At 57.1% G+C, this 25,821-nt stretch carries 20 protein-coding genes; 6 read left to right on the forward strand and 14 right to left on the reverse strand.

What is annotated here, in order from left to right:
• Positions 1 to 39: 39 nt before the first annotated feature.
• The 3 genes from H1Y61_RS19800 to H1Y61_RS19810 all read left to right on the forward strand — a co-directional run bounded on the left by H1Y61_RS19800 (position 40) and on the right by H1Y61_RS19810 (position 3,772).
• Positions 40 to 561: a hypothetical protein gene (locus H1Y61_RS19800; RefSeq protein WP_071584492.1), complete on the forward strand. Its 522-nt coding sequence runs from the start codon at positions 40 to 42 to the stop codon at positions 559 to 561.
• 189 nt (positions 562 to 750) lie between these two features.
• Positions 751 to 2,196 carry an acyl-CoA dehydrogenase family protein gene (locus H1Y61_RS19805; RefSeq protein ID WP_235680953.1) on the forward strand — a complete coding sequence of 482 codons (1,446 nt, stop codon included), beginning with the start codon at positions 751 to 753 and terminating at the stop codon, positions 2,194 to 2,196.
• A gap of 106 nt (positions 2,197 to 2,302) precedes the next feature.
• Positions 2,303 to 3,772 carry an MFS transporter gene (locus H1Y61_RS19810; protein WP_235680954.1) on the forward strand — a complete coding sequence of 490 codons (1,470 nt, stop codon included), beginning with the start codon at positions 2,303 to 2,305 and terminating at the stop codon, positions 3,770 to 3,772.
• A 365-nt stretch (positions 3,773 to 4,137) separates the two neighbouring features.
• Here H1Y61_RS19810 and H1Y61_RS19815 read toward each other — a convergent pair whose 3' ends face one another.
• A complete protein-coding gene (locus tag H1Y61_RS19815; protein WP_235680955.1) occupies positions 4,138 to 4,647 on the reverse strand; it encodes a flavin reductase family protein in 510 nt (169 codons plus the stop codon).
• Between the two features lie 59 nt (positions 4,648 to 4,706).
• A complete protein-coding gene (locus H1Y61_RS19820) occupies positions 4,707 to 6,092 on the reverse strand; it encodes an NtaA/DmoA family FMN-dependent monooxygenase (protein WP_180575178.1) in 1,386 nt (461 codons plus the stop codon).
• Between the two features lie 251 nt (positions 6,093 to 6,343).
• Between H1Y61_RS19820 and H1Y61_RS19825 the strand changes: the two genes are divergently transcribed.
• Entirely contained in the window at positions 6,344 to 7,279 is a 936-nt protein-coding gene (locus H1Y61_RS19825) for a helix-turn-helix domain-containing protein (protein ID WP_174112319.1), read from the forward strand.
• A 78-nt stretch (positions 7,280 to 7,357) separates the two neighbouring features.
• On the opposite strand, the gene H1Y61_RS19830 is transcribed toward H1Y61_RS19825, so the two are convergent.
• From H1Y61_RS19830 to H1Y61_RS19840, 3 genes are all read right to left on the reverse strand, one after another.
• A complete protein-coding gene (locus tag H1Y61_RS19830) occupies positions 7,358 to 8,155 on the reverse strand; it encodes a DUF3313 domain-containing protein (protein WP_180575225.1) in 798 nt (265 codons plus the stop codon).
• A gap of 155 nt (positions 8,156 to 8,310) precedes the next feature.
• Positions 8,311 to 11,331, reverse strand: a complete 3,021-nt coding sequence (locus H1Y61_RS19835; RefSeq protein ID WP_409364006.1) for an efflux RND transporter permease subunit — start codon at positions 11,329 to 11,331, stop codon at positions 8,311 to 8,313.
• Between the two features lie 80 nt (positions 11,332 to 11,411).
• Positions 11,412 to 12,488 carry an efflux RND transporter periplasmic adaptor subunit gene (locus tag H1Y61_RS19840; protein WP_180575180.1) on the reverse strand — a complete coding sequence of 359 codons (1,077 nt, stop codon included), beginning with the start codon at positions 12,486 to 12,488 and terminating at the stop codon, positions 11,412 to 11,414.
• 242 nt (positions 12,489 to 12,730) lie between these two features.
• On the opposite strand from H1Y61_RS19840, the gene H1Y61_RS19845 reads away from it, so the two are divergent.
• Together H1Y61_RS19845 and H1Y61_RS19850 are read left to right on the forward strand one after the other, a co-directional pair.
• Positions 12,731 to 13,456: a response regulator transcription factor gene (locus tag H1Y61_RS19845; RefSeq protein WP_180575181.1), complete on the forward strand. Its 726-nt coding sequence runs from the start codon at positions 12,731 to 12,733 to the stop codon at positions 13,454 to 13,456.
• On the forward strand, positions 13,449 to 14,771 hold the full coding sequence (locus H1Y61_RS19850) for an ATP-binding protein (RefSeq protein WP_180575182.1): 1,323 nt from the start codon (positions 13,449 to 13,451) through the stop codon (positions 14,769 to 14,771). The genes H1Y61_RS19845 and H1Y61_RS19850 overlap by 8 nt, the downstream gene beginning before the upstream one ends.
• 157 nt (positions 14,772 to 14,928) lie before the next feature.
• Here the strand turns inward: H1Y61_RS19850 and H1Y61_RS19855 are convergent, their stop codons facing one another.
• The 9 genes from H1Y61_RS19855 to H1Y61_RS19895 form a co-directional block, all read right to left on the reverse strand.
• Entirely contained in the window at positions 14,929 to 15,924 is a 996-nt protein-coding gene (locus H1Y61_RS19855) for an LLM class flavin-dependent oxidoreductase (RefSeq protein ID WP_180575183.1), read from the reverse strand.
• A 43-nt stretch (positions 15,925 to 15,967) separates the two neighbouring features.
• Positions 15,968 to 16,891 (reverse strand): ABC transporter substrate-binding protein, encoded by a 924-nt coding sequence (locus H1Y61_RS19860; protein WP_180575226.1) that lies wholly within the window; start codon positions 16,889 to 16,891, stop codon positions 15,968 to 15,970.
• A gap of 69 nt (positions 16,892 to 16,960) precedes the next feature.
• Complete coding sequence (locus H1Y61_RS19865) at positions 16,961 to 17,899, reverse strand: ABC transporter substrate-binding protein (RefSeq protein ID WP_174112313.1); 939 nt, start codon at positions 17,897 to 17,899, stop codon at positions 16,961 to 16,963.
• Positions 17,900 to 17,952: 53 nt separating this feature from the next.
• The gene (locus H1Y61_RS27030; RefSeq protein WP_180575184.1) at positions 17,953 to 19,716 is read right to left on the reverse strand and encodes an amino acid ABC transporter permease/ATP-binding protein; all 1,764 of its coding nucleotides are present in this window, start codon (positions 19,714 to 19,716) and stop codon (positions 17,953 to 17,955) included.
• A 45-nt stretch (positions 19,717 to 19,761) separates the two neighbouring features.
• Entirely contained in the window at positions 19,762 to 20,304 is a 543-nt protein-coding gene (locus H1Y61_RS19875) for a GNAT family N-acetyltransferase (RefSeq protein WP_180575185.1), read from the reverse strand.
• Between the two features lie 15 nt (positions 20,305 to 20,319).
• On the reverse strand, positions 20,320 to 21,531 hold the full coding sequence (locus tag H1Y61_RS19880) for a M20 aminoacylase family protein (protein ID WP_180575186.1): 1,212 nt from the start codon (positions 21,529 to 21,531) through the stop codon (positions 20,320 to 20,322).
• Between the two features lie 21 nt (positions 21,532 to 21,552).
• Positions 21,553 to 22,899, reverse strand: a complete 1,347-nt coding sequence (locus tag H1Y61_RS19885; protein WP_180574552.1) for an LLM class flavin-dependent oxidoreductase — start codon at positions 22,897 to 22,899, stop codon at positions 21,553 to 21,555.
• A 20-nt stretch (positions 22,900 to 22,919) separates the two neighbouring features.
• Positions 22,920 to 23,915, reverse strand: coding sequence for an MsnO8 family LLM class oxidoreductase (locus H1Y61_RS19890; RefSeq protein ID WP_180574553.1), 996 nt, complete (start codon positions 23,913 to 23,915; stop codon positions 22,920 to 22,922).
• 621 nt (positions 23,916 to 24,536) lie between these two features.
• Complete coding sequence (locus tag H1Y61_RS19895; RefSeq protein WP_174112308.1) at positions 24,537 to 25,613, reverse strand: LacI family DNA-binding transcriptional regulator; 1,077 nt, start codon at positions 25,611 to 25,613, stop codon at positions 24,537 to 24,539.
• Positions 25,614 to 25,821 lie beyond the last annotated feature (208 nt).

Genomic DNA, 25,821 nt, shown 5'->3' on the forward strand with positions numbered 1-25,821 from the left:
TTAGCGCCTTACAATACCAGAAATAAAGGACCCAAGACAGTGAGCGGATTCACAATTGTCAACGGCATCGCTGAGATCAGCGATCCTGCTATCTACACGAACTGGCTTGACAACGAAGAGTTTAAAGCCGCAGTCGCGGCGGATCCATCGCCAGAGCGCACAGCGATCAAGCGCTTGCTGATCGAGTTTGAAGCCGATCTTTCCCGGATCGTCCGCGACAATGTCGTGAAAGAGCGGGTCGTTGAGGTGATGACGAAATACATCGCCGAGGACTACATCCAGCACGACCCGAATGCATTCGGCCATGGCCGTGAAAAACTCATCGAGCAGTTCCGATTGGTGCCGATAGCCGGCTCGACTCCGCCGCCCGTGGTGAGCGTCATTCTCGACGGAGAGGTCGGTTGCCTCATGATGCGCGAACTCGCGCCGGATCCGGTCGTGCCGGGTGCGGTTTACGAGTGGAACATCCTGACTGTCTTCCGGGTCCACAACGGCAAGATCGCGGAACATTGGAGCACCTTCCGCAAGGTCGTCCCCGGTCAAAACCCGATGGGGAACTGAGAATGTCGAAACCGATCGCAGCCCGAATCTAAGGACGCCTTGTGCCTGGGGTTGCAGACATCGCCGATGAGAGTTTGCCTTAGGAAAAGTGAAGCCCGATTTTTCCGAAAAGACAAACGAAAACAAGAGAACCGAGAGCTTGTTCGGTTCAATATGAACTTGACAGACACTCGTAAAGTGGAGCAACCGATGACCTTGCAAAACAAACCACCTTTAGGGGGTCTTCCTCCGGAGTTTCCACCGCAGGCAGGCGGCCCTCCTCACCAGCCGAAGTTCCCGGACTCGCCGTATCTCAGCGACGTTGGGCGTCGGATACGCGACGACATCCTCGATATGCTACCGCTGTTGCGCAAACATGCGGCTGAGAGCGAACAGCTCGGCGCGCTTGCGCCAGCGACACTAGCGGCTGTCGATCGCTCCGGTGCCTTCAAGATCACCATCCCGGTCGAGCTTGGAGGCTATGCACTGGGCGCACGCGATTCTGCGGAAATCGTCAAAGCGCTCGGCCAGGGCGATGCTTCCGCCGGTTGGCTGGTTATCGTCTCGAGCGCAGCCCGAAACGCTCTGGGTTTCGATCCAAAGGCCCGCGACGAAGTCTTCGCCAGCATCCAAGACTGGGTTGGGCCAATCATGTTTGGTGCCACCGTCTTTGCGCCGAAGGTTGGCGATGGCCGCAAGGTCGACGGTGGCTACATGGTGAAGGGGAAATGGTCCTTCGGCAGCGGTTGCAAACATGCCGCCTGGGGAGCAGTCGGTTTCGAATATGACGACGCGGCAAGCGGCGCACGGCTGCGCGCCATGGGTATCCTGTCACGCGACCAATATGAAATCGTCGATGACTGGCATGTCATGGGCCTGCAAGCGACAAATTCAAACAGCGTCCGGGCCGAGCAGGAGATTTTTGTTCCCGACTACCGCGTCGTTCACACCAATGATCTGCCGCGGGTCATGGACTCATTGAAGGGAAAATATTCCGGGGTAGCCTTCAAGCACAGCCCGATTGGCGGCATGGTCGCCATGACATGCACCTTCGCGGCCCTGGCGGTCGGTATCGCGCAAGGTGCCCTCGACTCTTTCCTCGAACAGGCAAAGAAGCGACCACCCTTCAACCTTCCCTATAAGACGATGTCGGAAATGGCCTCGATCCAAATGGTTGCCGGTAAGGCGCGCGCCGTCATCAACGGAGCGAACGCCGTGCTCTGGCGCCACGCCGACGAAATCGACCGGCGTGCGATTGCAGGCGAAGACTTCTTCCCCTGGAACGAACCCGAGATCACCATGGACCTCGTCCACCAGATCCATGAATGCCTGCGCGTGGTGGACGGGCTCCTACTCGCACTTGGATCGTCCGCTGTCGTCCTCAGCAATCCGTTGCAACGCGCCTTGCGCGATATCCATGTGCTGGCGACGCATGGTGCGTTCCGGATCGATCCAATGGCAGAAATCAACGGACGCGACATGTTCGGTCTCGAACCTTTCCCGATGATTGCCGCCCTGAGTTCACCTCCTCCGGGCTCACCTCCTACCGGTAAGGGTCCATCGCATATGCCTCCTGCGGGCATGACACCTCCAGCAGGCATGGCCCCACCACCAGGCATGGCGCCCCCACCAGGCATGACACCCGCGCGAGGTTAAGCCTCCCTACCGGTCGCCATCATCAATTTCGGATAGCGCGGTTATCACCGTCGGCGTCCGCCTTCACTGAGTTCAAGGAGTTCCGATGTCTCAAACGGATCTATCTATGGCGAAGGGGATTCCCACTACGCCCTATTCAAGTGGAACAATGCCGGCGCGCGATGGCGCTCCGCCGAAAATCAGCTGGAAACAGTATATCGCCGACTTCGTAAAGGCCCCCAGCCGAGCAAAGGCCGCACTTGTCGGCAGTCTTCTTCTTGTGGCCATGGGGCCGGCTGGCCTCTCGGCACTCACTCCCTTCGTGGTGCCCGCATTCGCGATGAAAACCGGGACGCCGCTGCCGGAAGCCATGCTGATGTTTGTTGCTTTGCCGCTGATTATCGGTCCGCTCGTCCTGCCTTTCGCCGGACAATGGGTCGATCGGTTGGGTGCACGACGTGTCGCTCTTCCCGGGATCGTCCTCTACGCGCTTGTCACGGCGATCATACCACTTGCTGCGGGCAAGCTCTGGCTGATGGGAATACTTCTCGTTCTCGCGTCGATTTTTGGATTCGGGTCCAGTTTGGGTATAGCGTTCAAGGTGATTTCCGAGTGGTTCCCCAAGCATCGGGGCGTCGGTTTCGGTCTTATCGGGGTCGCATCCAGCCTGTTCAGCGCCATCTTTTCTCCCCTGTTCCAATGGCTCGTAAACGGCAATGCGCCGGTGTCACTACCAATGATGCCGGGCATGAGCACTGAAGCCCCATCCAAATCCGCCGCGGTAGTGGCGGCCATCGACCCCGGCATATATGCCGGGCTTGGCTGGAACGGCGCCTATTACGTGATCGCAATCGCGATCGCCGTCATCGGCATCCCCGCCGCCTTTTGGCTTATCTCCGAACCGAAGGTGAGTACGACTGCGGAAGTGCCGAAGACCGTGGATGTCAATCTGCCCGGCGTCCCGTTCAAGGAGGCAATTCCGACGCGCGCCTGGATCTCGATCACGCTGTTCATCGCATTCGCCGCCGCAGGGCCGATTGCCATGCGCCAGAACGCAGTGGATTTCTATGGCCAGACCGGCATCGATCCGGCGACCGTGTCTCTCGCGCTGTCCTTGTGCTTCAGCACGTCGGTTATCGGGCTGCTCGCCGCCGGAGCCGTGCTGGACCGGGCAAACCATCCATGGGTGGTCGCGGTTCTCCTGGCGACAGTGCCGATCGGTCTGGCACTTGCCCTCGTCAATAGCGGCAATCCTGCGCTTCTCTACCTTTCCATGGCGCTTCTCGGCTTCGCAACCGGCGCAGAATCCACTCTCGGTCCGACATTGATCGCCAGGTATTTCGGACTGAAGTCCTTCGCCGCCTTGCAAGGTCTCAGCCTCGCAATCACCTCCCCGGCCCTGGCACTGGCCCCATTCCTCGTCAGTGTGGTCAAGACAAGTTCGGGCAGCTACGTCGGTCCACTGCTGATGCTGACTGGGATAGCCCTGGTCGCGGTCATTCTCGCCGCCATGCTGCCGAGATACCCGAAACCATGGGTGCTCCATCAGCCCTCGGCAGACACAGCTCCCGACCGGTCAACAGCGGCGACCTCATAACCCTAGTGCATCGATCCAAACGGAGGCTTCAGCCGAGTTTGGAAAAATCGATGCATAAACAAAAAATGAGTGCACGAAAGCATGAACGAAGTGAATGCGTCAGTGCACTAGCATTTTTGGTTTGACCCGAAAGGGCGTTGTTGAGACGGGATGGGTGGCTCGATTTGCCTGAAGAACGAGTGTCTTTCTCCCGCATCATTCGTTAAATCGGGCCAACCCAGCAGCAGGACTTGTTACATAATACCAGGAGTCATTGAAATTGACTCCTGGTATTCCTTTGAAAAGGTCTCACGCCGCTGATAGAATTGAGCTATTTTCAATATCCTCATGACTGAAAATGTGGTAGGGTCTTCAATGCTTTGGTATCACGCCACTTTTGCAAGGGGCATCATGTTGCGGTCGAAATAGATCAGCGGCAGCTTGTCCTTGTCACCGGATGCGACATGGACATTGCAGATGAAGATCGTGTGCGTGCCTGACTGCATCGTTTCATGCACAGAACAGGTGAAATGCGCACAGGCACCGCGAAGCGATGGTTGCCCACATTCATCCTCTGTCCATTCTCCAATGTCGAAGCGCTTTTCCTGAGTGACCTTGCCAGCAAAAGCCATTGCGATCTCCTGCTGATCGGTGGCAAGGATGTTCAGCGTTAGCCTGCCATTCTGGAGCAAGAACGGATGTGCCGAGGCGGTCCCGTTCACGCAGACCAGCAATCGTGGCGGATCCTGGCATACCGAACAGGCGGCGGTTACGGTCAAACCGGCCCGACCGGCGGGACCGCTGGTTGTGACCACTTTTACGGCTGCGGCCATCATAGCCATTGCGTCCTTAAACTGCGCGTCGTCCGCAGTCACCCTATGGATTGTTTTACACATTCTATCCCTCCAGATTTGACAAAGCGGGGAGCCGGGCTTGGTCAGGCTCCCCTGCGACATTATTCAGCTGCAACCTGAGTGGATTGGGAAAACGCACCGCGATGTGCGGCACCCGGATGGTTGTCTGGAAGGCGCGGGCCGTGACCGAACAGTTTTTGCCGCAAAGGACCTTCGGCATAGTCACGCTGGGCAAGGCCACGGTCCTGCAAGACCGGCGTGACGTGATCGATGAAATCGATGTAGGTGTCGGGATGCAATTGGCAGATCATGTTGATGCCATCAATGCCCGCATCCTGCCAAAGCGCCAATTCGTCAGCGATACTTTCCGGCGTGCCGACAATGCGGCAATTGTAGGAAAGCGCGTTTGCCACTTCCTTGACGGTGGCCTTTTCGCCATTGGGCTTGCCCATCTCGATCATGCGTGCGTAACCTTGCAGGCCATCGAGACCGGACTCATCGACCGGCTTGTCCGGGTCGAGATTGGAGAGATCGACACCCATGTCGCGGCTGACATGCGCGGCAAGGCCTTCATAGCTGACCCATTCGTCAATCTCCGCAGCCTTTCGCTCCGCCTCTTCCATCGTGCTGCCGACGACAAAGGACAGGCCTTGAATGAACTTCAGGTCTTCGGCACCGCGCCCCACCTGCGCCGCCACCGCCTTGGTGCCAGCAATCCCGATCCGGGCACCGTCTACATTCGGATAGAGAACGAAAGTTCCTTCCGCATGCTGCGCCGCGAACTGGCTGCCACGCTTGGAGGCGCCCGCTTGGTAAAGCATCGGCGTCCGTTGCGGAGAAGGGCTGACCAGATGCGGCCCCTGCACCTTGTAGCGGTCTCCGACATGGTTGATGCGATGCACTTTGGTATGATCGCTGAACACGCCGCTTTCACGGTCCGCGATCATCGCGCCGTCCTCCCAAGACCCTTCCCAGAGCTTGTAGAGAACGGACATATATTCGTCCGCCCAGTCATAGCGCTGGTCATGCGGAACAATCTTGTCATAGCCGAAATTGCGGGCGGCATTGTCTGTCACGCTTGTGACAATGTTCCAGCCGATGCGGCCGCCGCTGATATGGTCGAGGGTCGAGGCCTTTTTTGCAAACGCGAAAGGATGCTCGGACAGGATCGAACTGGTGAAAACGAGACCAAGGTTTTTCGTCACCCCTGCAAGGGCCGCGCACAAGGTGAAGGTATCGTTGCAAGGCATATGGAGGCCTTGCTGGAAATAAGCATCCCACTTGCCATCATAGGCCGGATCGATGCCGAGAATATCCGCGAAGAACATCGCGTCAAATCGCCCCTCTTCGAGTTTCATTGCCAGCTTGGACCAGGTCTCGAACTCATTGAAGTGAGCAAGTTGATTGTTCGGATGTCGCCATGTCCCGTGGTAGATGTGCGAGGGAACATTCATCGTGAAGCAATTGAAAATAAGCCGTTTGCGCATGTCTGCTGCTCCTGTTGATCTTTGTTGCTCCTCCCAGGACAAAGACTATGAGACAGGTCGGCTTGCGTCTTGGCTGACAGTGAACACCGACTATGCTGACCGTGCAGGGAGGCCACCAGCCTTTGGAATTCGCAGCGCTGCCGTTTGCCTGAGCGTGCCCAAAGTTCACCGTCGCCTCTCTTAAGCGCTCCACGAGATGATTGGCATGATAATTGCTTTAAATTCGGGAATAGTGCCCCGGAGGCGATTACATGGCAGTCTGGAACGCGAACGAAATGCCGGAGCGGGACCGCTTTCCCTATTGGCGGGAGGTTCTGTGCGAAGCCTATATTGCCCTCAATCCCATTCTTGAGGGCGAGCAGCGCTTCAAGGGAGAAGTTCGGGCCAATCTTCTCGATTGCATCAACGTGACAACCATTTCGTCAAGCCGGCAGAAGATACATCGCAGACGTCTGGATATCAGCCGTATGCCGCACGAAGTCTACTTTCTCAATCTTCAGGTCAAGGGACAGTGCCGGATGATGCAAGGATCGCGGGAAGCGCTGCTGGAGCCGGGTGATTTTTCGCTTGTGGATTCAACCGAGCCTTATCTCAACGATTACTGTAGCGATGACTGGACCCAATATTCCTTCCGCATCCCGCGAGCCATGCTGAAACCATTGCTGAAACAGGCAGACAAGCAGACGGCAATCCGCTTTACCAATGCGCATCCCATAGCGTCCGTTGCCATCGACTATCTGAAATCCGTCGCGCAGAATGCGGAACACATTGGGACTGCCTCGACGCCGATTGCAAATCACATCGTCGATCTCGTCGCCATGGCGGCAGGCGTATCCACGACCGAAGAAGACCGCGCCCGTGGGACACTCAGATCGCAACTTTCACGGTCGGTTATTCAGTTTATCGGCGCGCATGCCGCAGACCCCACACTGACCCCCGCCAAAGCGGCACAGCACTTCAAAATATCGGTCCGCTACGTCCACCGTCTTCTTGAGGAAAGCGGCGAGACCTTTAGCCGCCTGCTGCTCAAGCGGCGGCTGGAGCGATGTGCCGACGATCTACGTGCTGAGACCGCTATTTCGATTAGTGAGATAGCGTTCCGGTGGGGCTTCAACGACCTTTCGCACTTCAGTAAAACCTTCAGGCACCATTTCGGAGTGCCTCCTCGCGACTATCGGGGTCAGTAGGCGGCGCTTACGGCACCGCCTACTGGCCGAAACAATCGACAATGGCGCCCCTCCGGTTCACTGAACCAAAAGCAGACATCACTTGGTTGGGTGATCTGTCCAGGACGGTGGAGCACCAACGACACCAGACAGAACGCCACCGAGACCCGGCGCCCGCCCAAACACCTCACACGCCGCATATTTAGGCTTTCCACCCAGCTGCGACTTCATTTTTTGGCCTGAGGGCAAGGAAAGGTCCAAACCAGAGGGCTTGCGGCCTTTTACGAGTATCTCTGAGAACTGGCTGGCAAATGAAGATGCAAGGCCATAGGCGTCACCGACTTCTGAAACACGCGCAGTATTGGTGATGGAATTTGCACCGCGGGACCAGACGATGGCCGCTCGTTGTTCCCCTTTTGAATCAACCGCTTCCGCCTCGACAGCCAGGCCTCCCAGTCCGATCGGCAGACGCGGGACACCCACGGGAAGAACAAAGGAGGTTCCTAATGTGACTGCGGTCGATAGGCCCGCCACGGCTTTGCTGGTCGGGACTATGTCGGTTATCACAGCGTGAACAGTGAGATCAGCCGCCTCTCCGGGACCAACAACCCGGTATTTATCACTGAGATCGATACACATAGCGCGATCCAGAGCATTTGAGACCAACCTGTCATTCCCGGCGTCATGGAGCCTCGAAGAGGCCAGAGGCGACAACCGTGTGGGAGCAATGGAAACCGTTTGCGCCGCCACTATAGCCGGGGTATCCGCGAAACTGCGCGATTTGCTCAAGCGACCATCAACAGGCCCCAAGCCTTTATAGGATGACAGCGTACCGGACTGGGTGAGCGGGACGGAGCTACACCCAGCCAATGCCAGCACAAGAAGGAGGCCCGCCACCGTCCCTTTTGCTGAATGTCCATGGCAAACAGGTGAGTTGGGAGCTTTGCTATCGGCAAGGTATGTCTGCATTTTCGTGACTTTCATGGAATGGATAGCAGGGGAATGGATGGTTTTTCGAAATTGTGTTTCCGGCAGGTGTCGGGCAACCGTCTTCACGGTTGAACCTCCGCTTTGCCGTCCGGGTCAGTTTTCGCTCGCGACTTTTGTTCGGCATTCAGCAACAACGACATCGCACAAGGCAGCAGCGTCAGGGTCAGCATAGTTGCCACCGCAAGCCCGCCAATGATCGCAAAGGCCATGGGGCCCCAGAAAATCTCGGCAGCAATCGGGATCATGCCGAGAATGGCGGCACAGGCGGTTAGAACAATCGGACGGGCGCGATGGATCGAGGCCGCGATGATGGCGTCTTTGGGCGATTGGCCAAGCGCGACGTTCTGGTCAATCTCCTGAATGAGGATAACGGCGTTGCGAATGATCATCCCGGACAAGGCGATGACACCGAGTTGCGCAACAAAGCCCATGGGCGTGCCGGTCGGCCACATAGCTGCAACCACGCCAATGAGACCAAAAGGCGCCATCAACACAGCCAAGGCCATTCTGGAAAAGCTCTGCATCTGGACCATCAACAGAACTGCAATAGCAAACAGCATCACAGGAATAACGGCGTAGATTGACGAATTGCCTTTCTCGGATTCCTCCGTGATGCCGCCTGCAATGATGGAGTACCCCATGGGAAGCTCCGCGCGCAGAGCATTAAGCTGGGCATCGGCCTGCATGGCGACGGTGGCGGCCAGGGCATTCTTTTGAACGTCAGCCTGAACAATAATCATCGGCTTTCCTTGCTGGCGCCAGATGATCGGGTCTTCCATCCCATAGGCGACCGAAGCGACTTGCCGAAGCGGCACATAGTTTCCATCGCCGGTGCGCAGTTCCAGATTGCCGATGGTCGGTACCGAGTTACGGTCAGCCTCAACCCCTTTGACCATGACATCAACGAGTTTGTCTTTGTCGCGAACCGTGGTGACTTTCGACCCCGAGAAGACCGCCGCAATCTCACTGGCGATCGATTCCGAACTCATGCCCAAGGCACGGGCCTCGATCTGGTTCACCTTGATCGTCACACTTTTCTGCGGTTCTCCCGCCGTGAGATTGACGTCACGGGTATCTGGATTTTGACCGATGATCGCAGCGACTTTTGCCGACAGGGCGCGGACCTGCTGATAATCCGGCCCCGAAACCCGAAACTTCAGCGGCCATCCGACGGGAGGACCGAGTTCAAGAGGGGAAACGCGTGTGACGAGATCGGAAAAACGCTCATTGAGCACAGCTTCGATCTTGCGGCGGACGGCCTCCCGTTTTTCAACGCTTTTGGCGACGACGACTGTTTCCGTGACATTGTCGTTGTCGAGTTGCAGATCCATCGGCAGGTAAAAGCGAATAGAGCCTGAACCGACATAGGTGATGAAATGATCGATGTCGCGGTCGGTTCGCAAGATCGCTTCCAATTCGCGCGCACGGATGTCTGTCGCGGCCCGCGATGCATTTTGCGCAAGCGTGAGACTGACCAGCAGTTCCGGTCTGTCGGAAGCCGGGAAGAACTGCTGCTTCAATTGCCCAAGCCCAGCAAGAGACAGGACAAAAGCGCCAATCGCAAACAGGATTGTCAACCACCGATGCTGAAGGTTCCAGCCCAGTATTTTGCGATAGGCGGCCATGATCATACCCGTCTTCTTATGGGTATGCGCGAGGCTGCGGGGCAATATCCAGGTGCCAAGGATCGGCGAAAACAGCACCGCAACGATCCAGGATGACGACAGAGCAATCAGGATCACCATGAACAAGGAGAAGGTATATTCTCCAGCACTTGAGGCGGCAAAACCCACCGGAATGAAGCCGGCGATCATCACCAATGTGCCGGTCAGCATCGGAAATGCCGTGGTCTCATAGGCATGGGTTGCCGCAACCAGACGCGACCTGCCCTTTTCAAGGCAGGAAACCATGCTTTCGACGGTGATCATCGCATCATCGACCAGAAGGCCCAACGCGATGATCAAAGCACCCAGCGAAATTCGCTGAAGTCCAACGCCGGTCAGCTCCATGCCAAGGAATGTCAGAGCAAGAACGAGAGGAATGGACGCCGTGATAACCAACCCGGCCCTTGCCCCCAAGGATATAAAGGAAACGGCCAGCACGATGACGATCGCCTCCACCAGAACCTTCATGAAGCCGTTGACGGCATCTTTCACAACAGTCGACTGATCCGCGACCTGGATCATCTCGATCCCGTAAGGGAGCTTGGAGGCAAGCGCCTGCATGCGATCTTTCAAGGCCTCGCCGAAGGTGAGGAGATTTCCATCCTTCGCCATCGAAACGGCCAGAGCAATGACCTCCTTTCCGTTGACGCGCACCGAGGCGGCGGGCGGATCGGTGATCGTGCGGGAGATCGTCGCGATGGAGTCGAGCCGGAAATATCGGCTGCCAAGCTTTAAGGTGATGTCTTTCAGGCTGTCTTCGGAGGCAAATGCTCCGGTGACGCGAACCGAGATCTTTTCTTCACTGGTCTGAACGGTTCCAATCGGATTGACGGAATTCTGGGCACGGATGGCTTCGATTGCGCTGGACGGATCGATGTCCAGGCTAGCAAGTTTGCTCTGCGAGAATTCGATGACGATCTGCTCGTCCTGCGCACCGAGAATGTTGACTTTGCCGATGTCAGGCAGGGACAGGATTTCACTGCGGATTGCCTCCACGCGGTCACGCAGTTCGCGTTGACTAAAGCCCTCCGCACGAAACGCATAAATGCTTCCATACGTATCGCCGAATTCATCGTCGAAAGCTGGTCCTTCGACCCCCTCCGGCAATGTCGAGGAAATGTCCGCCATTTTTTTGCGAACCGTGTACCAGATGCCCTCGACCTCGCTGGGCGGGGTGTCATCACGCAGGTTGACCATGATGACCGACTGGCCGGGCCTCGTATAGCTTTGCGTATAATCGAGATGTGGCGTCTCCGAGAGCTTCTTTTCGAGCTTGTCGGTCAGCAGATTGACGGTGTCGGCTGCACTGGCGCCTGGCCAGCGGGCACCGACAACCATCGTCTTAATGGTGAAGGGTGGATCTTCGTTGCGCGAGAGCTTTTGATAGCTGAGGATGCCACTGATGACTGCGGCAAGCATCAGGAAGATGACAAGCGATTGATGGTCGAGCGCCCATTTCGACAAATTGAAACGGGGACGCGACTGGGATGATTGTTCGCTCACGATTGCGCTCCCTTCTCAAGGGTGACCGCCTCGCCGTCACGCAATTTGGTGACACCAGCCGTGGCGACGATGTCGCCATCGGCCAGTCCTTCTGAAATGAGCATGTTGTTTTCGCCATATCGTTCGATCTTGACCAGGCGAGCCTGGAGTGTCCCGGTTTTCGGCAGGTAGACGAAAACCGCCTGGTCCTGCCCCCGGCTGGTCAGTGCAGATGCCGGAACCTTGAAAAGACGCTTTGGCGAAAGGGTGACTTTGCCGGCAACCGCGGCGCCCAGAGGCGCGCCGCCCAACGTCCCATCCAGCGTGACTTTGACCCGGTAGGTCCGCGTCGCCGTGTCAGCGGAAGGCGTGACTTCACGAACCTTTCCTTTGGCGGTAAGGGTCGGATTGGACAGGAGACTGACCTCCACATCGCTATCGTTCAGATTTTCGATCAACATCTGTTCCGGCACGTCGAAGACGGCATCAAGTTCAGTGTCGGAGCTGAGGGTCAGGACCGTTTGCCCCGTGGTCACGACCTGACCCACATTGATGGAGACGCCTGAAACGACCCCGTCTCGTCCCGCTTTCAGATCCGTATAGGAAAGGTTCTGTTGTGCGCTCGCCAAAGTCGCATTGGCGACTTCAAGCTTTGACTTCGCCGCTTGCAGATTGGCATCGCTCTGCTGGACCTGGGCGCGCGACACCGCATTCTTGGCGATGAGGTTCCAGTTGCGGGCCGCGTTAACATCCGCCAGCGTCAAATCCGATTTTGCCGCATCGACTTGCGCGGATGCGGACGCGACATTGATCAAGGCTGGCGTCTTTTCTACCGTTGCAAGCACATCGTCTTTTTTGACGGATGATCCCGTCTCGACGCGAAAAGCCACCAGTCCATCGATCCTGAAGCTCATCGGCGTTTCATAACGTGGACGGATCTCGCCGGTCTGGCGAAAGACTTCCCCGATAAGCTCCGATTTGACTGTGACCCCTTTAATGGCGCGAGGTGTCTTTGGCGTGCTGGCTTCATCCGAACAGGCGGTTAGAAACACGGCAAGAACGCCTGTGGTACATAGGATCATTCGTCTCAGCATGAGCACTCCAGTGTTTGCTGGCGTGCCTCCGGTAAAAGAGGCAGCAGATTGACTGCCGTTCTCTCCCACATGGATGATCGGTTGGGTGTTTCATTCTGTTAAGTTTTGTTAAAGACCTGCTGTCAGCTCCGGTCGAGTACAACAAATCTTAATATATAAGACGTCCGAAGCCGGAAATGATTATGGTAAGAGAATGCCTTGAAGGGGAAGCGACCCTTTTTACAAGCGACAGTGGATAAGCGATGTCAGATGCGCCCAAGATCCTGATTGTAGAAGATGACGAGCAGATCGCCGGCATGGTCCGCGATAGCCTCAACGAGCAAGGAATGCTCGTTGAGGTCGCTTCAGATGGCGCCGCCATGGACGCCAAGATGCGCGCACTGGAATTCGATCTCGTCGTCCTCGATGTGATGCTGCCTGGAGAGGACGGGTTTAGCATCTGCCGCCGGCTTCGAGGCAGCGGCGATATTCCCATCCTGATGTTGACCTCGGTGAGCAGCGATATCGACCGTGTCGTCGGTCTGGAAATCGGCGCGGACGACTATGTCACAAAGCCTTTCGTTCTCCGGGAGTTGACCGCACGGATCAAAGGTCTTCTCAGGCGCTCCAGAGTGACCTCTCAGCGGCCAGACAGTTTACGGAAAAGCTTTTTCCGCTTCGATGGATGGCAGGTCGATCCGGCTCGGCGGCAGCTTCATGATCCAAGCCATGCGCGCGTTGCGATGACGACCCATGAATTCGATCTGCTGCTGGCTTTCTGCCAAAATCCTGGACGGGTGCTGACCAGGGAGCAGTTGCTGAGCGCGACCCATGCGGGCTTGGCAGGCCCGATTGAACGCAGCATCGATGTGCATATCAGTCGCTTGCGACAGAAGATCGAAAAAGACCCGCGTGATCCAGCGCTTTTAAAAACCGTTCGCTTGGGTGGCTATGTCTTCACCGCCACTGTGGAAGAGGTTCATGTTTAGCAATCTCCGTGCGGTACCAAGAACCCTTCGTGGCCAGATCACCGTTATCATTCTCTTGGCATTGGTCACTGTCATCGCGACCGGCAGGGCATTGGAAAATGTTGCGAAGAATGACTACGCCATCCCCAATCTGGAAAACACCGCCACACAGGTCAGAACCCTCTCGCTTCTGTTAGCTAAGGCCTCTCCTGAAGAACGCACCTCCATTCTAACCAATGCGCAACGCGCAGGCTTGGAGGTCTCGCTTCAACCGATATCGCTGGCAGACAAGTTCAAGACCTCCTCGGAGTTCCAGGGCTTTGCCGAGACATTCGTTGATTTTCTGTTTCCGCCTGATGGAGAGCCGCCCCTTGGCGGCTGGCGCGCTTTTTTGGATGGCCGTCGTGTGTTTGCCGAGAAAGTGGATGACCGGACAATGCTTGTATTTTTCGGTCTTCCCGATACGATTCTGACGACTTCGTTTCTCAGTCAAACGACATATTACTTTATCGCCGTGGTCGTCTTGATCGCCTTTTTCTTTGCCTTTGCGATCAGGGCGGTAACCGAGCCGATCAAGAGAATATCCGAGGCTGCAATAAAATCGGATATCAACACTAGCTCCCAGATCTTCGAGGAACGCGGCACGGTTGAGATCCTGTCGCTGGCCCGTGCCCTAAACGGTATGCGAAACCGTATTCGCATCATGGTGGACGGCCGGACCCGAATGCTGCGGGGGATTAGCCATGATGTTCGCACTCCCTTGACGCGGCTCAGATTGCGCTCGGAGCGCATGGAGGCCGGTGCCTTGCGGGAAGCCCTGCTGACGGATATCGACCATATCGATGATCTTCTGACCGAAAGCCTGAACTATCTCCGGGACGATTTTGCAACCGAGAGCATTGAACGCGTTGACGTTGCGAGCATTCTGCAAACCGTTTGCAGTGACTTTTCAGACATAGGCTTCGATGTCGAATATCAGGGGCCGAACAAGCTGATCGCCAACTGCCGACCGCTCTCAATCATGCGGGCAGTCACCAACCTTTGCGACAATGCAACCAAGTTTGGAAAGACCATCCTCGTCAAACTACAGGTCAATGGAACGGTTTTTTCGATCTTGGTGATCGATGACGGACCAGGCATTCCCAAAGATCTCAGAGAAAAAGTTTTCGAACCGTTTTTCAAAGGAGATGCTTCCCGCAGCAAACGCGCCGGTTTTGGCCTCGGCCTGTCGATTGTCGCAGATATAGCACATGCCCATCAGAGCAAAATTACCCTGCTGTCCAATCACCCGACGGGCCTTATTGTACGGATCGACATACCCCAGCTCGCGCTTTAGGGACGTCGTGAGATACGTGATACGGAATGGTATTGGAAATGCCCCTTCTTACCGTATGGTGAAGGGCTTTTCCTCAATGGGTCTGGCGTGCGCTCCGCGTATGGCTGTGATCCAGCGCAGACCCAACCGCTTGCGTGCCATCTTCATTACGGGCCTGTCATCCCAGTTCCGGCGCAATTTTGGTGACAAAATCCTGTAGAATCTGCCGGTATTCGCCCTGCTCGAACTCATAGGGCAGTTCCAGACGCAGCTCCGTCACCTCGCTCAGGATCGGGTCGGCATGGAGCCATTCGAGAATATCGTCGGAACTGCCAACCAGATCACGCGGGAAAAGCGTACGGCGCTCCCCATTCGGGTGCAGCGTTCGCTCCAGACGCCCAGCGGCAAAATCGAGATATTTGCGCCGGGTCGGTGCATCGGCACTGTCGAGCGGCACGATCACCCGGCCTAGCGCCACCCGGCTAGCACTCCCGCCTGCTGCACGGTAAAGACTGAGTTGCCGGGCCTGCGCCTCATAGAAATTGTCGGTGTCCTCACCGGACGTGACATTGCCGATCAGCAGGTTGAGACCGTTGCTGCCTGCCCATCTGGCCGAAGCGATGGAACCGCCGCCATACCAGATCCGGTCGATCAACCCTTTCGCATGCGGTTGCAGCCGGGGGCGCTGCAGACCGAACGGCGTTTTCAGCCTTGTATCTTCGCCGCCAAGATAGTCGCTGCGCAGATTGTCGATCAATCGCAAAACACGGTTATGGGAAAAATCATAGGTCGTCCAATCGCCATCGAACACCTTTTTGCCGATCAGTTCAAGATGGGCGGGCAGGCCAGCGCTGACGCCGATATTCAACCGGCCAGCGGAGAGCACATCAGCAAGCGCCAGATCTTCCGCCAGCCGAAAAGGACTTTCATAGCCCAGCGGAATGACCGCCGTACCAATCTCGATCCGGCGGGTCCGCTGACTGGCGGCAGCCAGGAAAACCGCAGCAGAGGAAATACCCGGCTCCAGATGGCGATGGCGCACCCAGGCCGAGTCGAAGCCGAGGTGCTCGCCGAATTCAAACAGGTTCAGCGTGGTTTCCAGACCGGACAATGGGTCCCTTTCCGGATAATTACCCGGGATCAGGAAACCGATATGATTGATCGCAATGGCCATGGAGCGGTCCTTTTACGCGAGAGAAATGAGCGCCGCAGGCGCTTCAATAGCTTGGCAGGCCAGGCGGATTGACCTGCGATTGCGTCAGTCCTTCCTGGGAAAGACCCCAGCGCGACAATGCTGCCTGATATGTCCCGCCCGCAATCAAGTCGTTGATGGCAACGGCGATCGGTTCCGCCAGACCACTGCCCTTGCGGGTGGTTACGCCGACATCTGCCGTCAACGGCCAGCCAGCATTGACGGTACCCACCAGCCGCTTGCGGTGCAGCGTTGCCGCCTGCCAGGCCTGCATAGCGTTGGGTCCGAAATTAGCATCGGCCCGGCCCGATTGCAGCGCCAGATCGGCGGCAGCCTCGTCATCGTAATATTGCAGTTCCAGCGGTTTCAGGCCGTTTGCCCTGTTCTGCTTGTCCCATTCCAGAAGAATGCGCTCCTGGATCGTGCCGGAGGCGACGATGATCCGCAAGCCGGCGACATCCTTCTGCTCCTTCAGCGCTGTGATCGGGCTGTCGTTCTTGACGTAAAAGCCATGCAACCCGTACCGGTAGGTGGAGAAGTCGAATTTCTGTTTGCGCTGCTCGGTGACACCGACATTGGAGATAACCGCATCATATTTGCCAGAGGCTAGTCCCAGCGGCCAATCCGCCCAGGCAACCGAAACCAGGTCCAGCTTCAGACCAAGGCTTTCCGCCACCAGAAGGGCAAGATCTGGATCGAAGCCAACCACCGTGCTGGCATCAGTTGCATAGGCCGCAATCGGCGGAGAACCGACTGCAACGGCAACTGTCAGGGTTCCAGGGGAGACGAATTTATAATTCGACGGAAGAGCGGCTACGGCCTTTGCATCCCGGTCTACATGCAGGCGGCCCGGCTGCTGCGGCGACAGATCGAAGGGTTCGGCCAAGACCGGCGAAACCGCTTGCAGAAAGAGCATCAAGGCGGCAAGAGTCCGGCTTACCCGCCGCATGGCATTGTGCATGGAAACCTCCTGAAAAAATATGGGGCGGAGCTGATGACCGCCCCAAAGCTGTAGAGGTTACGAACCGCTCTTCGGCAGGCCAGGCGGGTTGGTGCGGCTTTCCGGAATGGCTTCCGCCGTCAGGTTCCAGCGCTTCAGCACTTCACCATATTTGCCGTCTTTGATCAGGGCGTTGGTGGCAATGGTCAAGGCATCGGCAAGTCCCGCATCCTTGCGGGTCACGGTGGCGATATCCGCCGTCAACGGCCAGCCGCCATTGACATTGCCGACCAGCCGCGTGTTGCCCTTGATCAGCGAACCGTAGGCCTGGCTGGCATTGGTGTTGAACCGCACATCGGCACGTCCCGACTGGAGCGCCAGATCGCTCGCGGCGCTATCCTCGTAATATTGCACCTCGATCGGTTTCAGGCCGGCGGCGACATTCTGGCGATCCCAATCCAGAATTATCTTTTCCTGGTTGGTGCCGGATGAGGTGATCAGCTTCAGGCCCGCGACATCCTTCGGCTCCTTGATGTCGGTAATTGGGCTGTTCTTGGCGACGTAAAAGCCCAGCAAGTCACGACGATAGGTGGAGAAATCGTACTTCTCCTTGCGCTGCTCCGTCACGGTGACGTTGCTGATCACCGCATCGTATTTGCCAGAAGCGATGCCGAGCGGCCAATCCGCCCAGGCGACCGGGACAATTTCAAGCTCTAATCCCAGTGAATCCGCCAGCAATTGGGCAAGATCCGGGTCAGCCCCAAGAATCGTTTTGGCATCGGAAGCATAAGTAACGACCGGCGGATCGAAAGGGCTGACAGCCACCGTGAATTTGCCTGGTGTGGTGAATTTGAACCCGGGCTTGATCGCTGCAATCGCCGCCTGATTTTTCTCGGCCCGCACCCGGTTCGATATGTCAGGGCTCAGATCGAATTTATCGGCGGCAAAGGCGCTGTTTGCCGCAAATGCCGTGAATGCCGCCAGTGCCAGGCCCGGCAGGATTTTCCGAAATGTCATGCTGCTCTCCAGTCAGAAATGAGGTTGATGAGTTTGAGTTTCAGTGCGAACGCTCACAACACCTTGGCCAGGAATTCCTGGGTGCGCGGGTGAGCGGCATGGCTGAAGATCCGTTCCGGGGTATCGACTTCCAGCACACGTCCGCCTTCCATGAAGACGACCGTATCGGCGACTTCACGGGCAAAGCCGATTTCATGCGTGACGATCACCAGCGTCGTACCGGTGCGCGCCAGTTCCTTGATCACGTCAAGCACTTCTCCCACCAATTCAGGGTCAAGTGCTGAGGTCGGCTCGTCGAACAGCAGAACCTTGGGCTTCAGCGCCAGCGCCCGGGCAATCGCCACACGCTGCTGCTGGCCGCCGGACAATTGCCGGGGATAGGCATGGATCTTGTCGCTGAGGCCGACACGGGCCAGCAGGTCCTGGGCCAGCAGAATGGCCTCGTCGCGCGGCAGGCCAAGCACGGCAATCGGTGCTTCGATCAGGTTTTCAAGCACCGTCAGATGTGGGAAGAGATTGAAGCTCTGGAACACCATGCCGATCTCGACGCGGCGTTTCAGGATGTCCTTCTCCTTCAACTCGTAAAGCACATTGCCGCGTCTGTTATAACCGACCAGTTCGCCATCAACGGAGATGAAGCCGTGATCGACACGCTCCAGATGGTTGATGCTGCGCAAAAGCGTCGATTTGCCAGAGCCTGAAGGGCCAAGAATTGCCGTGACGCTTCCGGCTTTCAGCGTCAGATCGACACCATCCAGAACCTTGAGATGGCCAAAACTTTTCGACACATTCTGGATGCGCACCACGCCACCCTGGCGAAGCGCTGTCAAATCCTTGAGGGCAGACCGGCGATTGGCCGCCACCGCTGGCACCGTCGATACCCTACGCCCGAAAAAAGACCGGAATGGCAGGGGCTTCGGATTGCGCAGGGCACCTTTGGAAAAATGCCGCTCGATATAGTGCTGGGCGACCGAAAGCACGGTCATGATCACCAGATACCAGGCCGTGGCGACCATCAGCAGCGGAATGACTTCCAGATTGCGGCGATAGATGACCTGCACGGTATAGAACAATTCCGGCAGCGCCAGCACATAAACAATGGAGGTGGCCTTGGCCAGGCCAATGATCTCATTGAAACCGGTCGGTAGGATGGTGCGCATCGCCTGGGGCAACACAATCCTGAAGGCCTGACGACGGCGCGGCAGGCCAAGAGCAGCCGCCGCCTCCAACTGCCCCTGATCGACCGAGAGAATGCCGCCGCGAACGATCTCGGCAAAGAAAGCCGACTGATTGAGCGTCAACCCGATAAAGGCGGCGGCAAATGGCGTCAGCAATTGTACGGTCGGGTAATCCACCAGCACCTGGCCGGTAAAGGGTACGGCAATGTGAATGGTTTCATAGAGATAGCCGAGATTATTGAGCACCAGCAGCAGTACGATCATCGGGATGGAGCGCAGCAGCCAGATATAGCCCCAGGACAGGCCAGACAGCAGCGGTGAGCGCGATACCCGGGCCAGTGCCAGCGCGGTCCCCAGGACCGAGCCGCTGATGGTCGCCAGCACAGTCAGCAATAGGGTCCGGCCCAACCCAGCCAGAACCGGCTCCGCAAAGAACCATTGCGCAAAAACGCTCCAGCCCCAGCGTGGATTGGTAAAGGTGGAATAGAGCCCGGCAATGATGACAACAGCCGCAAACACCGTGCCGATGATCCTGGCAGGGTAGCGGGCAGGAACGATCTTCAACCGTGAAAGATCATGGGGTTGATCGCTGGCGACATCCACATGCCGGATGCCTGGAAAGTCCGAAGTGAGAGCCATGACGCCATCCTTTCTGAAGAGGGTGGGCTGAAAGGTTGAGAAGAACTATACGGAGACCGCACGGCGCTCCGGGCGAAGCTGCGGCTTTTCATCGCCTGCCACGAGATGGCGGATGTCCTTCTCGAAAGGCAGTGTCCGATGGATTTCGGGATCGACCGCCGGATCGAACAGGGCGCTATAGCCATTCTTCAGGTAGAGCCCGACCGCCTCCGGCTGGCGAAAACCGGTGGTGAGGTAGATGCGTTCATAGCCCTGCCGCGCTGCCTGGGCTTCCAGTTCTTCCAGTACGATGCGTGCAAGCCCCTGGCACCGATAATCGGGATGGGTCCAGATGCGTTTGAACTCGGCGGTGGTCTCGTCATAGAACTTGAAGGCACCCCCGCTGATCGGCTGGCCATCGCGCAGCAGCAACAGGAAAGTGCCGAACGGCGGCTGAAAAGCTTCCGCAGGATAGCGGTTGATTTCCTCTAGCGCGCCCTCCGCGCTGAAAAACGTCCCGTAGCGGCTGTCATATTCACGGATCAGATCGTCGATCAGCGGCTTGGCCAAGGGATCGAGCGGCGAGGTGTAAACGAATGTATCGGTCATGGCGGTGCACATCCTCTAGAGAGTGGCGGTCGAAACCGGGGATGACAGGTAGCTTTCCACCAGCCGCACCCAGTAGTGAGCGGCGGGCAGAATGATCTCGTCGTTGAAGTCATAGGACGCGCTGTGCAGCGGAGCGCTGTCACCATTGCCGACGAACAGATAGCTGCCGGGCCGCGCCTGCAGCAGAAAAGCAAAGTCCTCGCTTGCGGTGCGCGGTTTGAAATCGGCAATCACCCTGTCATCACCGAAGGTTTGCACCGCCACCTGGCGGGCAAAGGCGGTTTCATCGGCATGATTGAGAACGGGCGGAAAACCGAAGCGATAATCGACCTCTGCCCTCGCCCCGAAGCTTTCGGCCTGGGCACGCGCCAGTGCCGGGATGCGTTCGCTGAGCTGTTGCCTGACATCTTCGCTGAACGTGCGCACCGTCAGCTTCAACTCGACACTTTCGGGAATGACATTGGACGCCGAACCGCCATGGATCGAGCCAACGGTAATTACCGCCATTTCACGCGGATCGACATTGCGCGATACGATGCTTTGTAGGGCGGTGATCAACGAGGCCGACGCCAGTACTGGATCGACGCCCCGATGCGGTTCCGCCCCATGGCCACCCTTGCCGACCACGGTGATATGGGCCTGATCGACGGAGGCCATGGCGGGACCCGGCACGAAACCGAAATGACCGGCGGGAACATCCGGCCAATTGTGCAGGCCAAACACTGCATCGACGGGAAAGCGCTCGAACAAGCCCTCGGCCAGCAGTTTTTTCGCGCCCGCGCCGATCTCTTCGGCGGGCTGAAAAATCAGCCGTACCGTGCCATCGAATTCACTTGTCTCGGCCAGATAGCGGGCCGCCGCAACCAGGATGGCGGTATGCCCATCATGGCCGCAGGCATGCATGACGCCTTTGGTGCGGCTGGCATGGGCAAGCCCTGTCGCTTCTTGAATGGGCAAGGCGTCCATATCAGCGCGAAGACCGATAATACGGCTACCACTCCCCTTTTTCAGGCTGGCGACGATACCCGTTCCGGCAATGCCATGCTCCACTTGATAGCCAAAGGAGGCCAGATGGGAGACGACCAAATTGCTGGTGCGCTTTTCCTGAAAGGCCAATTCCGGATTTTGATGGAGTTCCCGCCGAAAGGCGATGATCTCATTCAAATAGGTACGGATCTTCCTTGCCGCCCGGTCTTGGACCAGGGGACTGTCAATGGCGATGTTCATGGTTGCTTTCAGCCGATGCGCTTAGGCGCTGGCTGCCCTTGTTGTCTGGTCATCAGTCTTGGCCAAATAGCGGCTTTCACGGAAAGGCAGGCCGAGATGATCGCGCAACGTGTCACCCTGTAGAGGGCGATCAAAATAGCCCCGCGCTTCAAGACGTGGCAGCACATGCGCGACAAAGTCATCCAGTCCTTCCGTGATGACCGGAAAGCCCAGAATGAACCCATCGGCAGCACCGCCATCGACCCAGCGGATGATCTCATCAGCAATCCGGTCGGGTGTTCCGACAAAGGTGCTGCGCGGCGTTGCGGCCTCCAGCGCCACGTCGCGCAAGGTCTGGCCCTTTTCTCTGGCGTTTTTCTTGATCTTGTCGGTGGTGGAGCGGAAACTGTTCTTGCCGAGATCACCAAGCTCCGGGAAAGGCTCATCCAGCGGATACTGGCGGAAATCATGATGATCGAAGAACCGGCCCAAAAACAGCAATGCTTCTTCAATCGTCACCAAGGCGCTGATGGCCCGATATTTTTCATCCGCTTCTTCCTGCGTTGCACCAACAATCGGCCCGATGCCGGGGAAAATCAGCACATCGCTGGCGCTACGGCCTTGGGCAATGGCGCTCTGCTTGACTTGCTTGGCAAAGGCCTGCCCTTCTTCGAAACTCGCACCATTGGTAAAGACGGCATCGGCATGTTTGCCCGCCAGATGAATGCCTGAATCCGAAGACCCAGCCTGAAACACCACCGGTTGACCCTGCCGGGAACGGCCAATATTGAGCGGCCCCTCGACGCGGAAGAAGCGGCCCTTATGGTCCAGCCGGTGCAGCTTTTCCCGGTCAAAGAATGCACCCGTATCGCGGTCGCGCACGAAGGCATCATCGTCCCAGCTGTCCCACAATCCCTTGACCACGTCCAGATATTCCTCGGCAATCTGGTAGCGCAGCGAATGCTCGGGATGTTCGCGGCTGTAATTGCGGCCAGAGCCTTCCAGCGGCGTTGTCACCGCATTCCATCCGGCCCGTCCGCCGCTGATATGATCGATAGAGGCAAATTGCCGGGCGACGGTAAACGGGTCCGAATAGGACGTGGAAATCGTCCCAACCAGCCCGATTTTCGAGGTGGAAGCGGCCAGCGCCGAGAGAATGGCAATCGGTTCGAACCGGTTGAGAAAATGCGGAATGGAATGCTCGTTGATATACAGTCCGTCAGCGACAAAGGCGAAGGCGAGGCCTGCGGCTTCCGCCTTGCGGGCCGTCTCCACATAAAAGGAAAAGTTGACGCTGGCGTCAGCGGGAACGCTTGGATGTTTCCAGGCATTCATGTGACCGCCCGGACCGTGCAACATCACGCCAAAATTGATGGATTTCTTGCTCATGGGAACATCTTTCTCTAAAATCAGGCGGCAAGAGACAGGCGCGAACCAGCAATCAACTCAATGGCATTCAGCCGAAGAGCCGACTGCGGAACGGGGATGTCGATGATGAATTCGCTCACTCCAAGCGTGGCATGAAGGGCATCGAGCTCCTTGCGGACTTGCTCGCCCGTGCCTGCCAGAACATGCGGGTTTTTTTCTTCAACCCGGTAATCCGACACGCCGGACTGACGAGCAAACTCGGCGGCCTGTTCGGGATTACCGACATTGACGCTTTGACCATTGGCCAGAATCACCTTGAAGATCTTGATGTCAGCGACGAGGCTTCTCGCCGTCTCTTCCGCGTCGGTCGCCAAAGCGGCCAGAGCCAGAACGGGAACTTTGCCACCGGTTTCACGACGATAAACATCGAAGGTCTCCTGCAGATTGTGCTGGTCGCCATTCAAATGACCGGCGAAAACCAGCGTCCAGCCTTTTGCCGCAGCCAGCTTTGCGCTCGCGACACTGGCACCAAGCAGGAAACGCTCTGCCGGAACGGGCGGCACCGGCGTTGCCAGCAAGGCATTGGCAGCAGCGGCATCCGCCAGCAGATAGCGGTTCAAATCCTCAAGCTGTTCCTCGAAATCGGCAGGGGCAGCCGCTTTCCGACCGGCTTGCAGGGCATGGGTGGCGTAGGGAAATCCACCCGGCGCCTTGCCGACACCCAGATCAACCCGGCCCGGCGCCAGCGCCGCCAGCAGGTTGAAGGTTTCTGCAACCTTATAGGCGCTGTAATGCTGAAGCATGACCCCGCCGGAACCGATTCTGAGCCGCGACGTCCTGGCCAGGAGATAGGCAATCAGCGCCTCTGGCGCCGAACTGGCAAGCGCCGGCAGGTTGTGATGTTCCGCAAGCCAGAAGCGCCGATAGCCAAGGTCTTCGGCGCGCAAGGCAAGAGCGACCGTGGCTTTCAAGGCATCAGCGGCGACTGCACCCGGTTCGACCGGGCTTTTGTCAAGCAGGCTAAGGGCATAGGTCATGGTAGATCGTCAGCTCCAATTCTTATTTATCCATTAAATAGGTAGATTTAATGTTTTATAAGAAATGGTTTTTCATTTTTTCCCGTGATGGTGGAAAATTGCAAGGCAAAAGGAGGATGTGGAAAACCGGACAAGAGAGACGACAGGCGGCACTGAATGTGTTGAGGGCCAAAGCTCCGCCATGGAGGTGCTGGTGAAAGCCGCTGGCAAGTTTCCAAATTCAACAGAGAACCGATCACGTTGGCTCGCTCGTTACCGATGTGAGCACGACCGTTGGGCCAAATCACTCGGCATCCGATACTGGCATCGGCTGGAACAGGATTTAATCGGTACGGTACAATCGTCATTAGCAATCAGACCGGTCTACAGGGCAAACAAATTGTCACCCATTCTTATAACGGCAATTCTGCTGCTAGTGCATCGATCCAAACGGAGGCTTCAGCCGAGTTTGGATTGATGCATAAACAAAAAATGAGTGCACGAAAGCATGAACGAAGTGAATGCGTGGGTGCACGAGAGTCTGTCAGGTTTAGATTGACCGGCCATTCCTCTTTGTATCGTTGGCCGCTCCGGGCAATCACCATCGATTGGCAAGTCTGTCACCCGGCACGCTGATACAGTCTATCTCGTTGGCGGGGCCGCTGTACTTTCCCGAATATGCAAGCTGACCGATATTTCCCGGGATTGAGGCGAGGCTATCTCGCCTCCAAGACACAGAACGAGTTGTTCTGCGGCAATGCGACCGATTTCCTTATTATCGACAAACATCGTGGTAAGTGCCGGAGACAGTCGGGACGAGAGTTCCAGATCGTCGAAACCCGTCACCGAAAAATCGCCGGGAACGCTTGCTCCCATCTGTGCCAGGCCCATCAGCACGCCGAGTGCCAGAGTATCGTTTCCACAAATGATCGCAGTCGGACGGATGTCCGTTGGCTCTTGCGCGAGCCGCTTGGCGCTTTCGATGCCAAAATCCAGACTGGCCTTGTCGCTGATCAAATGATCGGGCGAAAGTTCCAATCCTGCTGCGCTAAGAGCAGTTGTGATGCCACTGAGGCGCGCGACCACGCGGTCATTATTGTCTTTGGGCTGCATGACGACAGCGATGCGTCGATGGCCAAGGCCTAGAAGATAATCGGTCATCCGGGCAAAAGCTGCGGCATTGTCGAAGCCCACCATGGCATGCGAGGCACGCTGTCGATAGGCATAGGTCAGCACATAGGGAATGCCGAGATTGTCCAGATTGTCGTAGAGCGCCTGAGGATGGGATTCGCCAGCCAGCGCCAGCGCCTCCACACCGCGCTCGATCATGGCTTTCGCCTGCTGGAAACCCAGTTCAGGATCGTAATTCGAACAGGCGATGAGAAGGTTCAATCCGTGTTCAGCAAACACCCGCTGCATTGCACCGACCTGATGGGAGAAGATTTCATTGTCCAGCGTTGGGATGATGACGCCGGCAATATGGGTGCGATTCGATGCCAAAGCCCGGCCCGCAGCATTGGGAACCCAACCCAGGGCCTTGGCGGTTGAGAAAATGCGCTCGCGTGTTTCAGGAGAAACCCTTTCGGGCGTGTTGAACGCACGAGAAACCGTGGCTGTCGAAACGCAAGCCCGGCGCGCAACCTCCTCCAGCCTTGCCCTGCCGCTGCCTTCACGGGTGCGTTTCACAGGCGATCCAGGCTGCTCGGGCGTTCCAGTCATTACGTCTTCCACTTATACCAAGCGTCGAAGATGCTCCCGCATCCTCACCTTGAAGGCATTACCGTATATCGTTTCGGGAAAGTCGGTTTCCACTTTTCCTTTGGAAACTCTAGCTTGAAAAACATCCGCCTGAAATGCCACCGCATCTGAAGGTGGCGCAATACTAACCGATTTAAAGTTGAACGCCGGTCTTTTGGAGCAAAAAGCC

This window comes from Agrobacterium vitis, assembly GCF_013426735.1.
GTDB classification, from domain to species: Bacteria; Pseudomonadota; Alphaproteobacteria; order Rhizobiales; family Rhizobiaceae; genus Allorhizobium; species Allorhizobium vitis_D.